Genomic DNA, 15,740 nt, shown 5'->3' on the forward strand with positions numbered 1-15,740 from the left:
TTACTGATAAAGCTATAAAAACAATAGCACACATCAAAGCAACGGCGCCCAAAGAAACACACTTTAAATCGACTGAGGTGGTCTGCGAAATCCAAAGGTCTTTAACAACTCGCTAGGCTATGCGCCATTCATTTGTAACATTCGCAACCGGTCGCAGGCATCCATCTTGCTCTCCTCATGCCGTCGCCACGCTCCAAGGAAACCCGCGCCATGTCCGTTAGAACCCGCCTGAACTCCCTGTCGATCTCCACGCGCCTGGGGTGGGGCTTCGGCTGCATTTTGCTGCTGGTTCTGGCGATTGCGTTGGTGGGCCAATGGTCTCTGGCGACGATGCAGGGGCAGATGCAGTACATCGCATCGACCAGCGCAGCCAAGACGCGCCTGGTCAACAGCCTGCTTGACAGCGTCAGCGCCGTCGGCCTGCGCAGCCGCTCCGCCGCCATGCTGACAGAGATCGACCCCAAACATGCGGCCGACCAGATTGCTGGAGCAGCCCAGGCGCTGGAGCGCTACGCACGCGACGAAGCCAGCCTGCAAAAGCTGCTGGGCGAAGGCGCGAACGCCGCCGCCACCCCGGCCGAACAACAGCTGGCCACCGACATTCAGGCGCTGGCCGGCAAGGCCCGCCCGGAGATCGAATCGGCTCTCAAGGCCATCACCGACGGCGACACCGTGGGCGCGTCGCTGGGGCTGATGACGCGCGTGGCGCCGCTGGAAGCGGCCTGGCGCACGCAGCTGGGCAAGATGGTGGATTTGCAGGAGCAGTTGAACACCGCCGTAGTGGACACCGCCGAGGCCACCCAGAGCCGTGCGCGCACCACCAGCGCGCTGCTGGTGGTGCTGGCCATGGCGCTGGGCGGCGTGATCGCCTGGCGCGCCACGCGCAGCATCACCCAGCCGCTGGGCCGCGCCGTGGTGGTGGCCGAACGCATCGCCCGGGGCGATTTGACCTCGCAGGTCGAGGTGCGCATTCACGATGAAACCGGCCGCCTGCTGGAGGCCATTGCCGCCATGCAGGAGCGCCTGCGCACGCTGGTGGGCGACATCAGCACCACGGCCGATTCCATTTTGGTGGCCAGCGCCGAAGTGGCGTCTGGCAATCTCGACTTGAGCCAGCGCACCGAACACACTTCGCGCAATTTGCAGGAGGCCGCATCGGCCCTGGGCGACGTGACCCAGACGGTGACGCAAAGCGCCGATGCATCGCGCCAGGCGCACCGCATGACGGCCTCGGCATCGGACGTGGCCACGCGCAGCGGCGAAGTGGTGTCGAAGGTCGTGGGCACCATGAACACCATCAGTGCCAGCTCGCGCAAGATCGGCGACATCATCAGCGTGATCGACGGCATCGCCTTCCAGACCAACATCCTGGCGCTGAACGCCGCCGTGGAAGCCGCCCGCGCCGGCGAGCAGGGCCGGGGCTTTGCCGTGGTGGCCAGCGAGGTGCGCGCGCTGGCGGGCCGGTCGGCCGACGCGGCACGCGAGATCAAGGCCCTGATTCTGGCCAGCGGCACGCATGTCGACCAGGGCAGCACGCTGGTGGGCCAGGCCGGCTCCACCCTTCAGGAATTGGTCGAGTCGGTGCGCCGCGTCTCGGACATCATGGGCGAGATCACCGCCTCCGCGCAGTCGCAGAGCGAGCGCATCGGGCAGGTGAGCCATTCGGTGGGCGAGCTCGACAGCATGACGCAGCAGAACGCCGCGCTGGTCGAAGAAAGCTCGGCCGCCGCCGACAGCCTGAAGGAACAAGCCGCGCGCCTGACGCGCGTGGTGGGCCAGTTCCGCCTGTCGCGTCAGCCGGGCGATGGCGGCAACAGCGCGGACGGCGGCGCTGGGCGCGACGAGTGGAACCCGCAGGCGCTGCAAGCACAGCAGACCTTGCAGGCACCGGTCGCGGCGCCCGCTCACCGCCCTGCCCTGCAGCGCGCCGGGCAGCCCGCGGCACGCCCGCGCGCCCTCACGCGCTGACCGGCCCGCGGGTCTGCACAGCGCTGCGGCGTGCCCGGCGTTGCGGTGTGACAGCCGGCGCAGCCCCTGCAGCCACCGCCGCCGGGGGAAGCGGAGCAAAGGCTCCGCTGCGCAGCGCCGTCAGATCGAGCACCCGCAGGCCGCCGTATTCCACGCGAATGGCGCCCTGCACCTCCAGCGCCGCCAGCGCCTCGTTCACACGCTGGCGCGACAGGCCCACAAGGTACGCCAGTTCCTGCTGCGTGATGCGCAGCACCTCGCCCACGCCCGGGTAGAGCACCGGGTTGAACAGCGCCGCCAGGCTGCGCGCCACGCGCAGCTCGGTGTTGGGCATGCGGTCGATCTCGCGCGCGCCGATGAACTGGGCCAGCCGTTCGTTGAGCTGCCCCATCACGAAGCGGTTGAAGCCGATGGAGTGGTCCAGCAGCCAGTGGAAAGTGTCGAGCGGCAGCCCCGCCACCACGCTCTTGCGCAGCGCGCGCACGTTGTAGCGGTAGGGTTCACGCTTGACCACCGTGCCTTCGCCGAACCACCCGCCGGGCGGCATGCCGGCAAAGGTCATGGTCTGGCCCTGCTCGTTGTCGGTGCTCATCTTCAGCAGGCCTTCGACCACGCCGAACCAGTAGGTGACCGGGCGGCCCAGCCGGCAGACATAGTCGCCCACCAGTGCATCGCCCACCCTCAGCGAGGTGACCGCGCGCTCGCGCTCGGCCGGCTGCAGCGCGGCCAGCCACGGAATGCCGGCCAGATCCTGATCAGTGGGGAGCCTGCGGCGCTGGTGCAGGGAAACGTCCTGGTTCATGCGCCTGAGCATGGCGCAGGATGCGCCGCTGCCGGATGCGGGAATACCACGACCACCGACAGCTGCCATGACGATGAGGATAAGCGCGCGCAGCGATAGCTATCAAATAGATAGCTGTCAGCGCTTATCCATCAAGCGCTAGAGGCCGATTTGACCTAAAACTTAGCGGCCCAGGCCGGCGCAGCCTACTTCGACGGCACGGCGTAGCGGTAGCCCTGGAAGGCCCAGACCGTGCGTCCCTGCTCCACCCGCTCCAGCGTCAGGCCGGGCGCTGCCGCATCGCCTTCGTGCAGCACCTGGCCGTTGACGATGGCCATGCGATACAGCGGGTTGGACGAATAGGTGACGCCGGCGATCTGCAGCATGGGCAGCTGTTCGCGCACCGACGCCGGCAGGTCGCCGGGCGAGAAGACGGTGCCGGCCGGTGTGGCCGCCTTGGGCGGGGCAGGCTTGGAGGCCTGGACCGGCGAGGGCGATGGCGAAGCAGTGGGCGCAGGCGTGGCCCTGGCGGGAGCGGGAGCCGGCGCTGGCGCCCGGCGCTCGGGCTTTTGCTCGGCCGGGCGCGCTGGAGTCACTGCCGCGGGCGCGGCCGGCGCAGGCTGCGGCGCCAGGGCCACCTCGGGTGCACTGGCGGCAGCCGCGGGCGCAGCGGCAGCAGGCGCGGTGGAGGGCACGGCCACCACCACCCCGCCCCGTGGCTGCTGCCACCACCACATCGCGCCAGCCGCCAGCGCCGCAGCCAACAGCGCGGCCACGGCGACCAGGGCGGCAGTGACGGCGCGCGTCCGCTCGGGCGCCCCCGCCACCTGCGCGCCGGCGGGCGACAGCCCCGGAGAGTGCAGGCCGGGCACGGCGCCCCGCCCGCGTTCGGCTTCGGCGCGCCGCAGCGCATCAAGGATGTACGACATGGTATTTCAGGCTCCGGTGCGCAGGCGCGGTTCGTTGACGCCAGCGGCGCGGTTCAGCTGCATGAGGGTCAGCGGCCCGGCCTTGCCATCGGGCGTGAGGCCCTGGGCCAGCTGGAATCGGTGAATGCGCGCGCGCCGCTCGGCCAGTGCGCCAGTGCGGGCCGGGGTTCGTGCGGCATCGACCTCAGCGGCCGGCAGATGTTTGTCGAGCCAGGCGGCCCCGGCCGCGTTGGCGGCCACGTCGTCGCTGTCGGGCACGTCGGCCGGCACGCGCCAGAGCGTGGCCAGCTCGCCCCGCCAGACCTGCGCCAGCGCGGTGACCGGCAGGCGCACGGTGCGGCCCCCGGCGCCTTCCAGCGTGGCGATGTCGCCCTGCAGGGTGCGCAGCACGGCGGCCACCGGGGCGGCGTCGGCGCCGGGGTAGAGCGTCAGCAGCACCGGCCGGTCGAGCTGGCGCACCAGGCTCAGGCTGGCGCGCGGCGTGCGCCAGCAGCGCAGGTCGGCTTGCGACAGCAGCGCGGCGCAGGCGTCGGCATTTTCGGCAAGTGCCGCTGCACCCCAGGCCGTGGCCAGCGCCTGCCAGGCCGGCCCGTCGCCCGACGGCTGCGCGGCGAGGAACGGCGCCAGCGGATCGACTGCGGGCGCAGAAGCGGGCGCCGCTGCAGCGCTGGCTGGCGCTGCCTTTTGCGCGACGGCTTGCGAGGGCGGCGGCACGCTGCGCGTCGATTGCCATGCCCACACGCCGGCGGCCACCGCAGCGGCGCCGGCCAAGGCGCCCACGGCACCGGCGCGCCAGCGTTGCGAGCCCGCTCCGGCTGCGCGGGCCTTGTCACCAGTGGCGGCAGCAGGCGCGGCGCCGAACACCTCGCGCGCGGCACGCCGCACGGTGGTGTCGGTAACGTGGTGCGTGCCGGCCGCATAGGCGCCCAGCAGCGCACGGTCGCACAGCAGGTTGATGCGGCGCGGCACGCCGCGTGTGAGCCGGTGCACGCGTTGCAGCGCCCGGCGGTCGAAGGGCAGCGGGCCGGCCAGGCCGGCCACGCGCAGCCGGTGCTCGATGTACTGCGTGGTTTCCTGCGCGGTCAGCGCATCCAGGTGAAAGCGGGCGATCACGCGCTGGGCCAGTTGCTCCAGCGAAGGGCTGGCGACCATGCCGCGCAGTTCGGGCTGGCCGATGAGGATGATCTGCAGCAGCTTGCGCTCGCTGGTTTCCAGGTTGGTCAGCAGGCGCAGCTGCTCGAGCACGTCGGGCGCCAGGTTCTGCGCCTCGTCGATGATCAGCACGTTGTTGCGGCCGGCCGCGTGCTGCGCCAGCAAAAAGGCATTCAGCGGGTCCAGGCAGTCCTTGACGGTCTCCGCTCCCGGCACGGCCGGCACGTGGGCCACGCCGAATTCGTCGCAGATGGAGCGCAGCAGCTCGCCCACCGTGAGCTTGGGATTGAAGATGTAGGCCACGTTGCAGTGCGCCGGAATCTGCTCCAGAAAGCAGCGGCACACGGTGGTCTTGCCGGTGCCGATCTCGCCCGTCAGCAGCACGAAGCCGCCGCCCGCATCCAGCCCGTACAGCAGATGGGCCAGCGCCTCGCGGTGGCGGTCACTCATGAACAGGTAGCGCGGGTCTGGCGCGATGGAGAACGGGGCGTGCTGGAGACCGAAGAACGGGGCGTACATGGGGCGCGAGGATACCGCCCTGCCGCCTGGCAGCCCCTGCGGCATGCCGGGAACTTGCTGCAACGCAGTGCAGGGTTAGACCCGTCAGGAGTTTCCCGCAAATTGTCGTCACAAAGACATATCGGCGTCAAAGTGCTTCCTACCATGCATTGCATTGAAGGGGCGTTCCCTGCAGCCCACAAGCTGCCCGCCCCGCCACACCATCCTTCAGGAGAGGTATGAGCACCACATTCCCCCAACTGCTGCTGCGCCACGCTGCCGAGCGCCCTTCGGCCGCCGCGCTGCGCGAGAAGGAATACGGCATCTGGCAGACGCACACCTGGGCGGACCTGGCCCAGCTGGTGGCCACGCTGGCAGCGGGCTTGCACGGCGCAGGCCTGGCGCACGGCGAGCATCTGGTCGTGATCGGCGCGAACCGCCCGCGCCTCTACGCCACCATGCTCGCGGCGCAGTCGCTGGGCGCCATTCCGGTGCCGCTGTATCAGGACGCGGTGGGGGCTGAATGCGTCTTTCCGCTGAACAATGCCGAAGTGCGCTTTTGCATCGTCGAAGACCAGGAGCAGGTCGACAAGCTGCTGGAGATCCGCGAGCAGTGCCCGGCGATCACGCACATCTTCTTCGACGACCCGCGCGGCCTGCGCAACTACGACGAGCCCGGGCTGCAGGCGCTGGATGCGCTGGTCGAATCCGGCAAGGCCCTGCTGGCGCGCGAGAGCGGCTGGTTCGCCCAGCGCGTGGCCGCCACCCAGGCGCAGGACGTGGCCGCGATGTTCTTCACATCGGGCACCACCGGCAACCCCAAGGGCGTGGTGCACACGCACGCCACACTGCTCGACCGCGCCACGGCCGGCGCCGAATTCGACCGCCTGACCAGCAGTGAAGAAGTGCTGGCCTATCTACCGCCGGCCTGGATCGGCCAGAACATCTTCAGCTACGCGCAGTGGCTGGCCTGCGGCTACGTGGTGAACTGCCCCGAGTCGGCCGCCACCGTGACCATCGACTTGAAAGAAGTCGGCCCCACGTATTACTTCGCGCCGCCCCGCGTCTTCGAAGGCCTGCTGACCAGCGTGATGATCCGCATGGAAGACGCTGGCGCCCTCAAGCGCCACCTGTTCCATGCCTGCATGGCGCTGGCCCGCCGCGTGGGCCCCGCGCTGCAGGACGGCCAGAGCGTGGGCTTGCTGGACCGGGCGCTGTACGCCGCAGGCAACCTGCTGGTCTATGGCCCGCTGCGCAACACGCTGGGCCTGAGCCGCGTGCGCGTGGCCTACACCGCGGGCGAGGCCATCGGGCCGGACCTGTTCACCTTCTACCGCTCCATCGGCATCAACCTGAAGCAGCTGTACGGCTCCACCGAAACCGCCGTGTTCGTGTGCCTGCAGCCCGACAACCAGGCCCGCGCCGACACGGTGGGCGTGCCCATTCGCGGCGTGGAGATCAAGGTGGCCGACAACGGCGAGATCCTGGTGAAGTCGGCCGGCCTGCTGCGCGAGTACTACAAGAACCCCACCGCCACGGCCGAGGTGCTGACCGAAGACGGCTGGTACCGCACCAGCGACGCGGGCTTTCTGGATGCGCAAGGCCACCTGAAGATCATCGACCGCATCAAGGACGTGGGCCGGCTTAATGGTGGCGCCAACGACGGCGCCATGTTTGCGCCCAAGTACGTGGAGAACAAGCTCAAGTTCTTCCCGCACATCAAGGAAGTGGTGGCGCTGGGCAACGGCCGCGAGAAGGTGTGCGCGCTGATCAACATTGACTTCGACGCCGTGGGCAATTGGGCCGAGCGCCGCAACCTGCCCTACGCCGGCTACACCGACCTGGCCTCCAAGCCCGAGGTGTACGGCCTGATCCGCGACTGCATCGAGAAGGTGAATGCCGACCTGGCCACCGACGAGCTGCTGGCGGGCAGCCAGGTGAGCCGCTTCCTGGTGCTGCACAAGGAGCTGGACGCCGACGACGGCGAACTCACACGCACCAACAAGGTCCGCCGTGGCTTCATCGCCGACAAATACGGCGTGCTGGTGGATGCGCTGTATGCCGGGCGCACCACGCAGTTCATCGATACGCAGGTGAAGTTCGAAGACGGACGCACCGGCCGCGTGAGCGCCGACCTGGCCCTGATGGACGCCAAGACCTTCGCCCCCGCCCGCCGGGCCGCCGCCTGACGCCAGGAAAGAACCCGCAGATGACCACCAAGAAGATCGGCGACGTCATTCTCGACGTCAGCAACATCAGCCTGCGCTTTGGCGGGGTGAAGGCGCTGACCGACATCTCGTTCGACGTGCGCGAGCACGAGATCCGCTCCATCATCGGCCCCAACGGCGCCGGCAAGAGCAGCATGCTCAACTGCATCAACGGCGTGTACACGCCGCAGGACGGCTCCATCACCTTCCGCGGCAAGACCTTCTCGCACATGAACTCGCGCCAGGTGGCCGAGATGGGCGTGGCGCGCACGTTCCAGAACCTGGCGCTGTTCAAGGGCATGAGCGTGCTGGACAACATCATGTCCGGGCGCAACCTGAAGATCAAAAGCAACCTGCTGATGCAGGCCCTGCGCGTGGGCCCGGCCGTGGCCGAAGAGATCCGCCACCGCGAAGTGGTCGAACGCATCATCGACTTTCTTGAAATCCAGGCCTGGCGCAAGGCGCCCGTGGGCCAGTTGCCCTACGGCCTGCAAAAGCGCGTGGATTTGGGGCGCGCTCTGGCGATGGAGCCGCAGGTGCTGCTGCTCGATGAACCCATGGCCGGCATGAACGTGGAAGAAAAGCAGGACATGTGCCGCTTCATCCTCGACGTGAACGACGAGTTCGGCACCACCATCGTGCTGATCGAACACGACATGGGCGTGGTGATGGACATCTCCGACCGCGTGGTGGTGCTGGACTACGGCAAGAAGATCGGCGACGGCACGCCGCAGGCGGTGCGTGAAAACGAAGACGTCATCCGCGCCTACCTCGGCGCAAGCCACTGATACCAGGAGCAACAAGCATGGGATTCTTTCTCGAAACCGTGTTCGGTGGCCTCATGGCCGGCATGCTCTACGCGCTGGTCGCGCTGGGCTTCGTGCTGATCTTCAAGGCCTCGGGCGTCTTCAACTTCGCGCAGGGGGCGATGGTGCTGTTCGCGGCACTGGCCATGGCGCGTTTCGCCGAGTGGTTCCCGCTCTGGCTGGGCTTCAACAGCCTGCTGCTGGCCAACCTGATGGCGTTCTGCGCGGCCGTGCTCTGCATGATCGGCGTGGCCTGGCTGGTGGAACGCCTGGCACTGCGCCGGCTGGTGAACCAGGAAGGCATCACGCTTTTGATGGCCACGCTGGGCATCACGTACTTCCTGGACGGAGCGGGCCAGCTGATCTTCGGCAGCTCCACCTACAAGATCGACGTGGGCATGCCCAAGGACCCGATGATCGTGCTGGAAAACGTCTTCGAAGGCGGCCTGCTGCTGTCCAAGGAAGACCTCTACGCAGCGCTGATCGCCGCGATGCTGGTGGCACTGCTGTCGCTCTTTTTCCAGAAGACCCGCACCGGCCGCGCGCTGCGTGCCGTGGCGGACGACCACCAGGCCGCCCAGTCCATCGGCATTCCGCTGTCGCGCATCTGGGTGATCGTGTGGTCGGTGGGCGGCATCGTCGCGCTGGTGGCCGGCATCATCTGGGGCAGCAAGCTGGGCGTGCAGTTCTCCATCTCGCTGGTGGCGCTGAAAGCCTTCCCGGTGGTGATCCTGGGTGGGCTCACCTCGGTGCCCGGCGCCATCGTCGGCGGCCTGGTGATCGGCGTAGGCGAGAAGCTCTCGGAGATCTACCTGGGCCCGTTCCTGGGCGGCGGCATCGAGAACTGGTTTGCCTACGTGCTGGCGCTGGGCTTTCTCTTGATCAGGCCGCAAGGCTTGTTCGGCGACAAAATCATTGATCGCGTCTGACGCGGTGACATAGGAGCAAAAGAATATGTTCTACCGCGAGAACGGCCAGTTCAAGAGCAACTACCGCGCCGACATGGGCCTGTTCCCGGTCGCGCAGGACCGGTGGGCCATCCTCGCCCTGTTGGCCGTGGCCTTCGTGCTGGTGCCGATGGTCGGCAGCGACTATTTCTTTCGCGCCGTCGCCGTGCCTTTTCTCATCCTGTCGCTGGCCGCCATCGGGCTGAACATTTTGGTGGGCTACTGCGGGCAGATATCGCTGGGGACCGGCGCCTTCATGGCGGTGGGCGCCTATGCGGCCTACAACCTGCAGGCGCGCATCGACGGTATGCCGCTGTTGCTGGCGCTGCTGGGCGGCGGACTGGCCGCCACCGTGTTCGGCGTGCTGTTCGGCATTCCCAGCCTGCGCATCCGGGGGCTGTACCTGGCGGTGGCCACGCTGGCGGCGCAGTTCTTCACCGACTGGTTCACCAACCGCGTGAAGTGGGTCACCAACGGCTCTTCGTCCGGCTCGGTCAGCGTGGGCGGGCTGGACATTTTGGGCTTTGCCATTCAGACGCCAGTGCAGAAGTACCTGTTGTGCCTGGCTTTCGTTGCGGTGTTCGCGCTGCTGTCCAAGAACCTGGTGCGCGGCGCCATCGGGCGTGAGTGGATGGCCATGCGCGACATGGACGTGGCCGCTGCCGTGATCGGCATCCGCCCGGTGTACGCCAAGCTCTCGGCCTTCGCGGTCAGCAGCTTCATCGTGGGCGTGGCGGGCGGGCTGTGGGGTTTTGTGCACCTGGGCTCGTGGGAGCCGGCGGCGTTCGGCATCGAGCGCTCGTTCCAGCTGCTCTTCATGGTGATCATCGGCGGTCTGGGCTCGATCTCCGGCGCGTTCTTCGGGGCGGCCTTCATCGTGCTGCTGCCGCTGTTGCTGAACTACGTGCCGCACTGGCTGGGCTTGCCGATTTCCACAGCTACTGCCACGCATGTGGAACACATGATCTTCGGCGCGCTCATCGTCTTCTTTCTCATCGTCGAACCCCACGGCCTGGCGCGGCTGTGGTCCACCGCCCGGCAGAAGCTGCGGCTGTGGCCTTTCCCGCATTGATCCCAGCGGTCATTGCATTCACTGCTTCCAGCGTCCGTGTTCCGTCCTTCATTCACCACAAGCGCACCCCAGGTGCCATCACCCTTAGGAGACAAAGCCATGCAACTCAAGCAAAGAATCGCGCTGGCCACCGCTGCCGGCGCCGCCGCCATCTCGGCCTTCATGCCGATGGCGGCGCAGGCGCAAGCCGCGGCCGAGCAGTTCGTGCCGCTGATGGTCTACCGCACCGGCCAGTTCGCGCCGCTGGGCATTCCGTGGGCCGACGGCAAGCAGGACTATCTGAAGCTGGTCAACGCCCGCGACGGCGGCGTGAACGGCGTGAAGATCGCCTTCGAGGAGTGCGAGACCGCCTACGACGCGGCCAAGGGCGTGGAGTGCTACGAACGCCTCAAGGGCAAGGGCAGCGGCGCCTCGGGCTTTGACACGCAATCCACCGGCATCACCTTCGCGGTTACCGACAAGGCCTTCGCGGACAAGATCCCCGTCGAGACCATGGGCTACGGCCTGTCGCAGTCGGTGGACGGCACGGTGTTCGAGTGGAACTTCCCGCTGCTGGGCACCTACTGGACCGCCGCCGACGTGATGCTGCAGGACATCGCCAAGAAGGAAAAGGGCAGCCTGAAGGGCAAGAAGATCGCGCTCGTCTACCACGACAGCCCGTACGGCAAGGAGCCCATTCCGCTCTTGCAGAAAAAGGCTGCGGCCGACGGCTTCGAGGTCAGCCTGTTCCCCGTCACGCCGCCCGGCGTGGAGCAGAAGTCCACCTGGCTGCAGATCCGCCAGCAAAAGCCTGATTACGTGCTGTTCTGGTCGGCCGGCGTGATGACGCCCGCCGGCATTCGCGAGGCGCAGGCCAGCGGATACCCGCGCGAGAAGATCTACGCGATCTGGTGGGCTGGCTCCGACCATGACGTGAAGGACATCGGCGCGGGCGCCAAGGGCTACAACGCCGTCACCGTGCACAACAGCGCAGCCAAGGACAAGGTGCACGACGACCTGAAGAAGTTTGTCTACGACAAGGGCCAGGGCACGGGCGCGGCCACCGGCATCGCCACGCTGGCGCATACGCGCGGCATGATGATCTCGATGCTGCAGGTTGAAGCCATTCGCGCCGCGCAGGAGAAGTACGGCAAGGGCAAGGTGCTCACGCCCGAGCAGGTGCGCTGGGGCTTCGAGAACCTGGACCTGACCGCCGACAAGCTGAAGGCCCTGGGCTTCGGCGAAATCATGCGGCCGGTGAAGACGTCCTGCAGCAACCACATGGGCAGCGACTGGGCGCGCATCGTGCAGTGGGACGGCGGCAAGTGGGACATCAAGTCCGACTGGTACCAGGCCGACAAGACGCACATCGACCCGCTGGTCAAGGAGTTCTCGGCCAAGTACGCCAAGGACAAGAACGTCAAGCCTCGTTCATGCAGCTGATGGCGTGATGAGGGGCTGACCCGTCCGGCACCGAGCCTTGGCGCTCGGCGCCGGACGCAGGCCGGCCCAGGTTTCAAGCCTTTTTGGCCGCTAGCGCTTGATGCATAAGCGCAAGCAGCTATGTTTTCAATAGCAATCTCCGTCGTCCTGCGACAGCACGGCGGAGGTAGTTCCCGGAGAGCCCGCATGCCCAACAGCTCCCTTTCAGCCGATACGACGCCCGGCGCGCCAGCGGACGAAGCCGCGGCGCCGCTGCTCGTCGTCAACGGCATCGAGGTCATCTACAACCACGTGATCCTGGTGCTCAAGGGCGTGTCGCTGACGGTGCCCGAGGGCTCCATCGTCGCGCTGCTGGGCGGCAACGGCGCGGGCAAGACGACGACGCTGCGGGCCGTGTCCAACCTGCTGGCGGGCGAGCGCGGCGAGGTCACCAAGGGCAGCATCACGCTGCGCGGCGAACGCATCGAGCAGCTGACGCCTGCCGCGCTGGTCGACCGCGGCGTGGTGCAGGTGATGGAAGGCCGCCACTGCTTTGCCCACCTGACCATCGAAGAGAACCTGCTCACGGGCGCCTACACCCGCCGCGACCGCGCCGAAGTGGCGGCCAACCTGGAGAAGGTCTACGCCTACTTCCCGCGCCTGAAGACGCGGCGCACCAGCCAGGCCGCCTATACGTCGGGCGGCGAGCAGCAGATGTGCGCCATCGGCCGCGCCCTGATGGCCAGCCCGAAGATGGTGCTGCTGGACGAGCCCTCCATGGGCCTGGCGCCGCAGATCGTGGACGAGGTCTTCGCCATCGTGAAGGACCTGAACGCCAAGGAGCGGGTGACCTTTCTGCTGGCCGAGCAGAACACCTCCATGGCGCTGCGCAATGCCGATTACGGCTACATCCTCGAAAACGGCCGCGTGGTGATGGACGGCAAGGCGGCCGACCTGGCGACCAACGAGGACGTCAAGGAGTTCTACCTGGGCATGGGCGGTGGGGAGCGCCGCAGCTTCAAGGATGTGAAGAGCTACAAGCGGCGCAAGCGCTGGTTGGCTTGATGACAACCCCCTGTGGCGCTTCGCGCCTTCCCCCTTCTCTCGCCTCGCTGCGCGATGCGGGAAGGGGGACGCCACCGGTGGCCTGGCGGAGCCAGTTCCACGGTGGCCCTGGCTTGGGGCTGCGCCAGTCGTTACGCACGTGCGCCTTTACAGCCACCGGCATCAAAAGAATGCTTCAAAGGCATTGCTCCTCATTTCATAGCTGCTTGCGCTTGATGGATAAGCGCTAGAGGCCGATTTCATTCAAAAACCGCACAGGAGCCCCAGGCATGAGCACGTTCTATGACGCCCTGGAAACCCGCAGTCCGCCAGAGCGCGAGGCCGCGTTGCTGGCCGCACTGCCTGGGCAGATCGCGCAGGCGCAACAACACTCCGCCGCGTTTGCAGAGATCCTGGCGGGCGTTGATGCGTCGCAGGTCACCAGCCGGGCGGCGCTGGCGCAGCTGCCCGTCACGCGCAAGCATGAGTTGCTGGAGCGCCAGCAGGCGCAGCGCGCGGCCCAGGGCAACGTCTTTGGCGGCTTCAGCGCGCTGGCCTTCGGCGCCGGCATGCCGCGCGTGTTCGCCAGCCCCGGCCCGATCTACGAGCCCGAGGGTACGCGGCGCGACTACTGGCGCATGGCGCGGGCCATCCATGCTGCGGGGTTTCGTGCAGGCGAGCTGGTGCACAACAGCTTCAGCTACCACTTCGTGCCCGCCGGCTCCATGATGGAAACCGGCGCGCAGGCGCTGGGCTGCACGGTATTCGCCGGGGGCACCGGGCAAACCGAGCAGCAAGTGCAGGCCATGGCCGAGCTGCAGCCGGCCGGCTACATCGGCACGCCGAGCTTTTTGAAGCTCATTCTGGACAAGGCCGAATCGATGGGCGTGCGCCTGCCCAGCGTGACCAAAGCGCTTGTTTCGGGCGAGGCGTTTCCGCCTTCGCTGCGCGACTGGTTTGCCGAGCGCGGCGTGGCCGGCTACCAGTGCTACGCCACGGCCGACCTGGGCCTGATCGCTTACGAGACCAGCGCCCGCGAAGGCCTGGTGCTGGACGAAGGCGTGATCGTGGAGATCGTGCGCCCCGGCACCGGCGACCCGGTGCCCGAAGGCGAGGTGGGCGAAGTGGTGGTGACCACGCTCAACCCCGACTACCCGCTGATCCGCTTCGGCACGGGTGATTTGTCGGCCGTGCTGCCCGGCCCCTGCCCCACGGGCCGCACCCAAACCCGCATCAAGGGCTGGATGGGCCGGGCCGACCAGACCACCAAGGTGCGCGGCATGTTCGTGCACCCGGGCCAGGTGGCGAGTGTTGCCAAGCGGTTTCCGCAGGTGCAGCGCGCGCGCCTGGTGGTCAGCGGCGAGATGGCCAACGACCAGATGGTGCTGCAGGTGGAAACGCTGGAGACCGCCGGCGGCCTGGCGCAGCAGCTGGAAGCGGCCGTGCGCGACGTGACCAAGCTGCGCGCCGAGGTGCAGTTGCTGGCGCCCGGCACCCTGCCCAACGACGGCCGCGTCATCGAGGACGCCCGCAGTTATCGGTGAATCCGGCAGCGGGTGGCGCCTGCCACCGAACACGGCCTGGGCCATGCCTAATACGAAAGCACTACAAAAGCCCTAGCTCCTCTTTCAATAGCAAAAAGCCCAATGAATACGAGCGCTACCAGGCGAAAACATTTAAGAACCTGATCATTTGAAGCTAGTGAATACCTTGATATGTCGGCGCAAATGTGGTGGCTATCATGGCGCGTCTTTTCCAGGAGCATCATGAAAAAATCGTTCAAATTCGCCGTCACCGCCGCTGCCGCCACGCTGGCTTTCAGCGCTTTCGCACAGGACTTCCCCGCCAAGGACCGCCCCATCACCATCGTGGTGCCGTTCGCCGCCGGTGGCCCGACCGACCGCGTGGCCCGCGACCTGGCCGAGGCCCTGCGCAAGCCGCTGGGTGGCGCCAGTGTGGTGATCGACAACTCGGTGGGCGCCGGCAGCTCCATCGGCACGGCCAAGGTGGCGCGCGCCACGCCGGACGGCTACACGCTGCTGCTCAACCACATCGCCATGTCCACGATGCCTTCGCTGTATCGCAAGCTGTCGTTCAACGTGGCGACGGACTTCGAATACCTGGGCATCCTCAACGACGTGCCGATGACGCTCATCGCCAAGCCTTCGATTCCGGCCAACAACTACAAGGAACTGACGGCCTGGATCGCCCAGAACAAGGGCAAGGTCAACCTGGGCAATGCCGGCCTGGGCGCTGCGTCGCACCTGTGCGGCCTGATGTTCCAGAACGCCATCAAGACGGAAATGACCACCATTTCCTACAAGGGCACGGCCCCGGCCATGACCGACCTGATCGGCGGCCAGATCGACCTGATGTGCGACCAGACGACCAACACCACCTCGCAGATCGAGGGCAAGAAGGTCAAGGCGTTCGCGGTCACCACTGCCAAGCGCCTGACCACGCCGTCGCTGAAAGATCTGCCCACGCTGGCCGAAGCGGGTGTGCCCAACTTCGAAGTGACGATCTGGCACGGCCTGTATGCCCCCAAGGGCACGCCCGCCCCGGTGCTGGCCAAGCTGAACGAAGCCGTGAAGGCCGCCCTGAAGGACGCCGAGTTCATCAAGAAGCAGGAAGGCCTGGGCGCCGTGGTGACGACCGACAAGCGCACCGAGCCCGCAGAACACAAGAAGTTCGTGCAGGCCGAAATCGAGAAGTGGGGCACGGTCATCAAGGCTGCGGGCACGTACGCGGACTGATCCCCACGTTCCTCGCATCGGTTCAGTTCAAAAAGCCGCCGGGCGCATAGGTGCCCGGCGGCTTTTTCCATGGGCTAACCAGCCCGTGCGGCGGGTTTTCACCAGCGCGGCAAACCCTGCGCAGCCGGTACAAAAGACGCTTCCCCGAAGCTTCTTGCGAAGGACCCGCTGTATGCCGA

Annotated in this window: 12 protein-coding genes; 9 read left to right on the forward strand and 3 right to left on the reverse strand. The window is 67.1% G+C overall.

Annotated elements, in window-relative coordinates:
- Nucleotides 1–210: 210 nt before the first annotated feature.
- Entirely contained in the window at nucleotides 211–1,968 is a 1,758-nt protein-coding gene (locus tag RQI28_RS08250) for a methyl-accepting chemotaxis protein (protein WP_311223041.1), read from the forward strand.
- Here RQI28_RS08250 and RQI28_RS08255 read toward each other — a convergent pair.
- The 3 genes from RQI28_RS08255 to RQI28_RS08265 form a co-directional block, all read right to left on the reverse strand.
- Nucleotides 1,958–2,770 (reverse strand): Crp/Fnr family transcriptional regulator, encoded by an 813-nt coding sequence (locus tag RQI28_RS08255; protein ID WP_311223040.1) that lies wholly within the window; start codon nucleotides 2,768–2,770, stop codon nucleotides 1,958–1,960. The two genes, RQI28_RS08250 and RQI28_RS08255, sit on opposite strands and share 11 nt — an antisense overlap.
- 185 nt (nucleotides 2,771–2,955) lie before the next feature.
- Nucleotides 2,956–3,678 carry a general secretion pathway protein GspB gene (locus RQI28_RS08260; protein ID WP_311223039.1) on the reverse strand — a complete coding sequence of 241 codons (723 nt, stop codon included), beginning with the start codon at nucleotides 3,676–3,678 and terminating at the stop codon, nucleotides 2,956–2,958.
- 6 nt (nucleotides 3,679–3,684) lie between these two features.
- Nucleotides 3,685–5,349 (reverse strand): AAA family ATPase, encoded by a 1,665-nt coding sequence (locus RQI28_RS08265; protein ID WP_311223038.1) that lies wholly within the window; start codon nucleotides 5,347–5,349, stop codon nucleotides 3,685–3,687.
- A gap of 218 nt (nucleotides 5,350–5,567) precedes the next feature.
- On the opposite strand from RQI28_RS08265, the gene RQI28_RS08270 reads away from it, so the two are divergent.
- The 8 genes from RQI28_RS08270 (at nucleotide 5,568) to RQI28_RS08305 (ending at nucleotide 15,561) form a co-directional block, all read left to right on the forward strand.
- The gene (locus RQI28_RS08270; protein ID WP_311223037.1) at nucleotides 5,568–7,517 is read left to right on the forward strand and encodes an AMP-binding protein; all 1,950 of its coding nucleotides are present in this window, start codon (nucleotides 5,568–5,570) and stop codon (nucleotides 7,515–7,517) included.
- A 20-nt stretch (nucleotides 7,518–7,537) separates the two neighbouring features.
- Complete coding sequence (locus RQI28_RS08275) at nucleotides 7,538–8,323, forward strand: ABC transporter ATP-binding protein (RefSeq protein WP_311223036.1); 786 nt, start codon at nucleotides 7,538–7,540, stop codon at nucleotides 8,321–8,323.
- Between the two features lie 17 nt (nucleotides 8,324–8,340).
- On the forward strand, nucleotides 8,341–9,270 hold the full coding sequence (locus RQI28_RS08280) for a branched-chain amino acid ABC transporter permease (protein WP_311223035.1): 930 nt from the start codon (nucleotides 8,341–8,343) through the stop codon (nucleotides 9,268–9,270).
- 25 nt (nucleotides 9,271–9,295) lie between these two features.
- Nucleotides 9,296–10,360, forward strand: a complete 1,065-nt coding sequence (locus RQI28_RS08285; protein WP_311223034.1) for a branched-chain amino acid ABC transporter permease — start codon at nucleotides 9,296–9,298, stop codon at nucleotides 10,358–10,360.
- A gap of 99 nt (nucleotides 10,361–10,459) precedes the next feature.
- The gene (locus RQI28_RS08290) at nucleotides 10,460–11,782 is read left to right on the forward strand and encodes an ABC transporter substrate-binding protein (protein WP_311223033.1); all 1,323 of its coding nucleotides are present in this window, start codon (nucleotides 10,460–10,462) and stop codon (nucleotides 11,780–11,782) included.
- A gap of 186 nt (nucleotides 11,783–11,968) precedes the next feature.
- Nucleotides 11,969–12,826 carry an ABC transporter ATP-binding protein gene (locus tag RQI28_RS08295; RefSeq protein ID WP_311223032.1) on the forward strand — a complete coding sequence of 286 codons (858 nt, stop codon included), beginning with the start codon at nucleotides 11,969–11,971 and terminating at the stop codon, nucleotides 12,824–12,826.
- A gap of 269 nt (nucleotides 12,827–13,095) precedes the next feature.
- Nucleotides 13,096–14,349 (forward strand): AMP-binding protein, encoded by a 1,254-nt coding sequence (locus tag RQI28_RS08300; protein ID WP_311223031.1) that lies wholly within the window; start codon nucleotides 13,096–13,098, stop codon nucleotides 14,347–14,349.
- Between the two features lie 222 nt (nucleotides 14,350–14,571).
- Entirely contained in the window at nucleotides 14,572–15,561 is a 990-nt protein-coding gene (locus tag RQI28_RS08305; RefSeq protein WP_311223030.1) for a tripartite tricarboxylate transporter substrate-binding protein, read from the forward strand.
- Nucleotides 15,562–15,740: the final 179 nt, after the last annotated feature.

This window comes from Acidovorax sp. WCS2018Noco2-16 (assembly GCF_031843945.1).
GTDB lineage: Bacteria > Pseudomonadota > Gammaproteobacteria > Burkholderiales > Burkholderiaceae_C > Paracidovorax.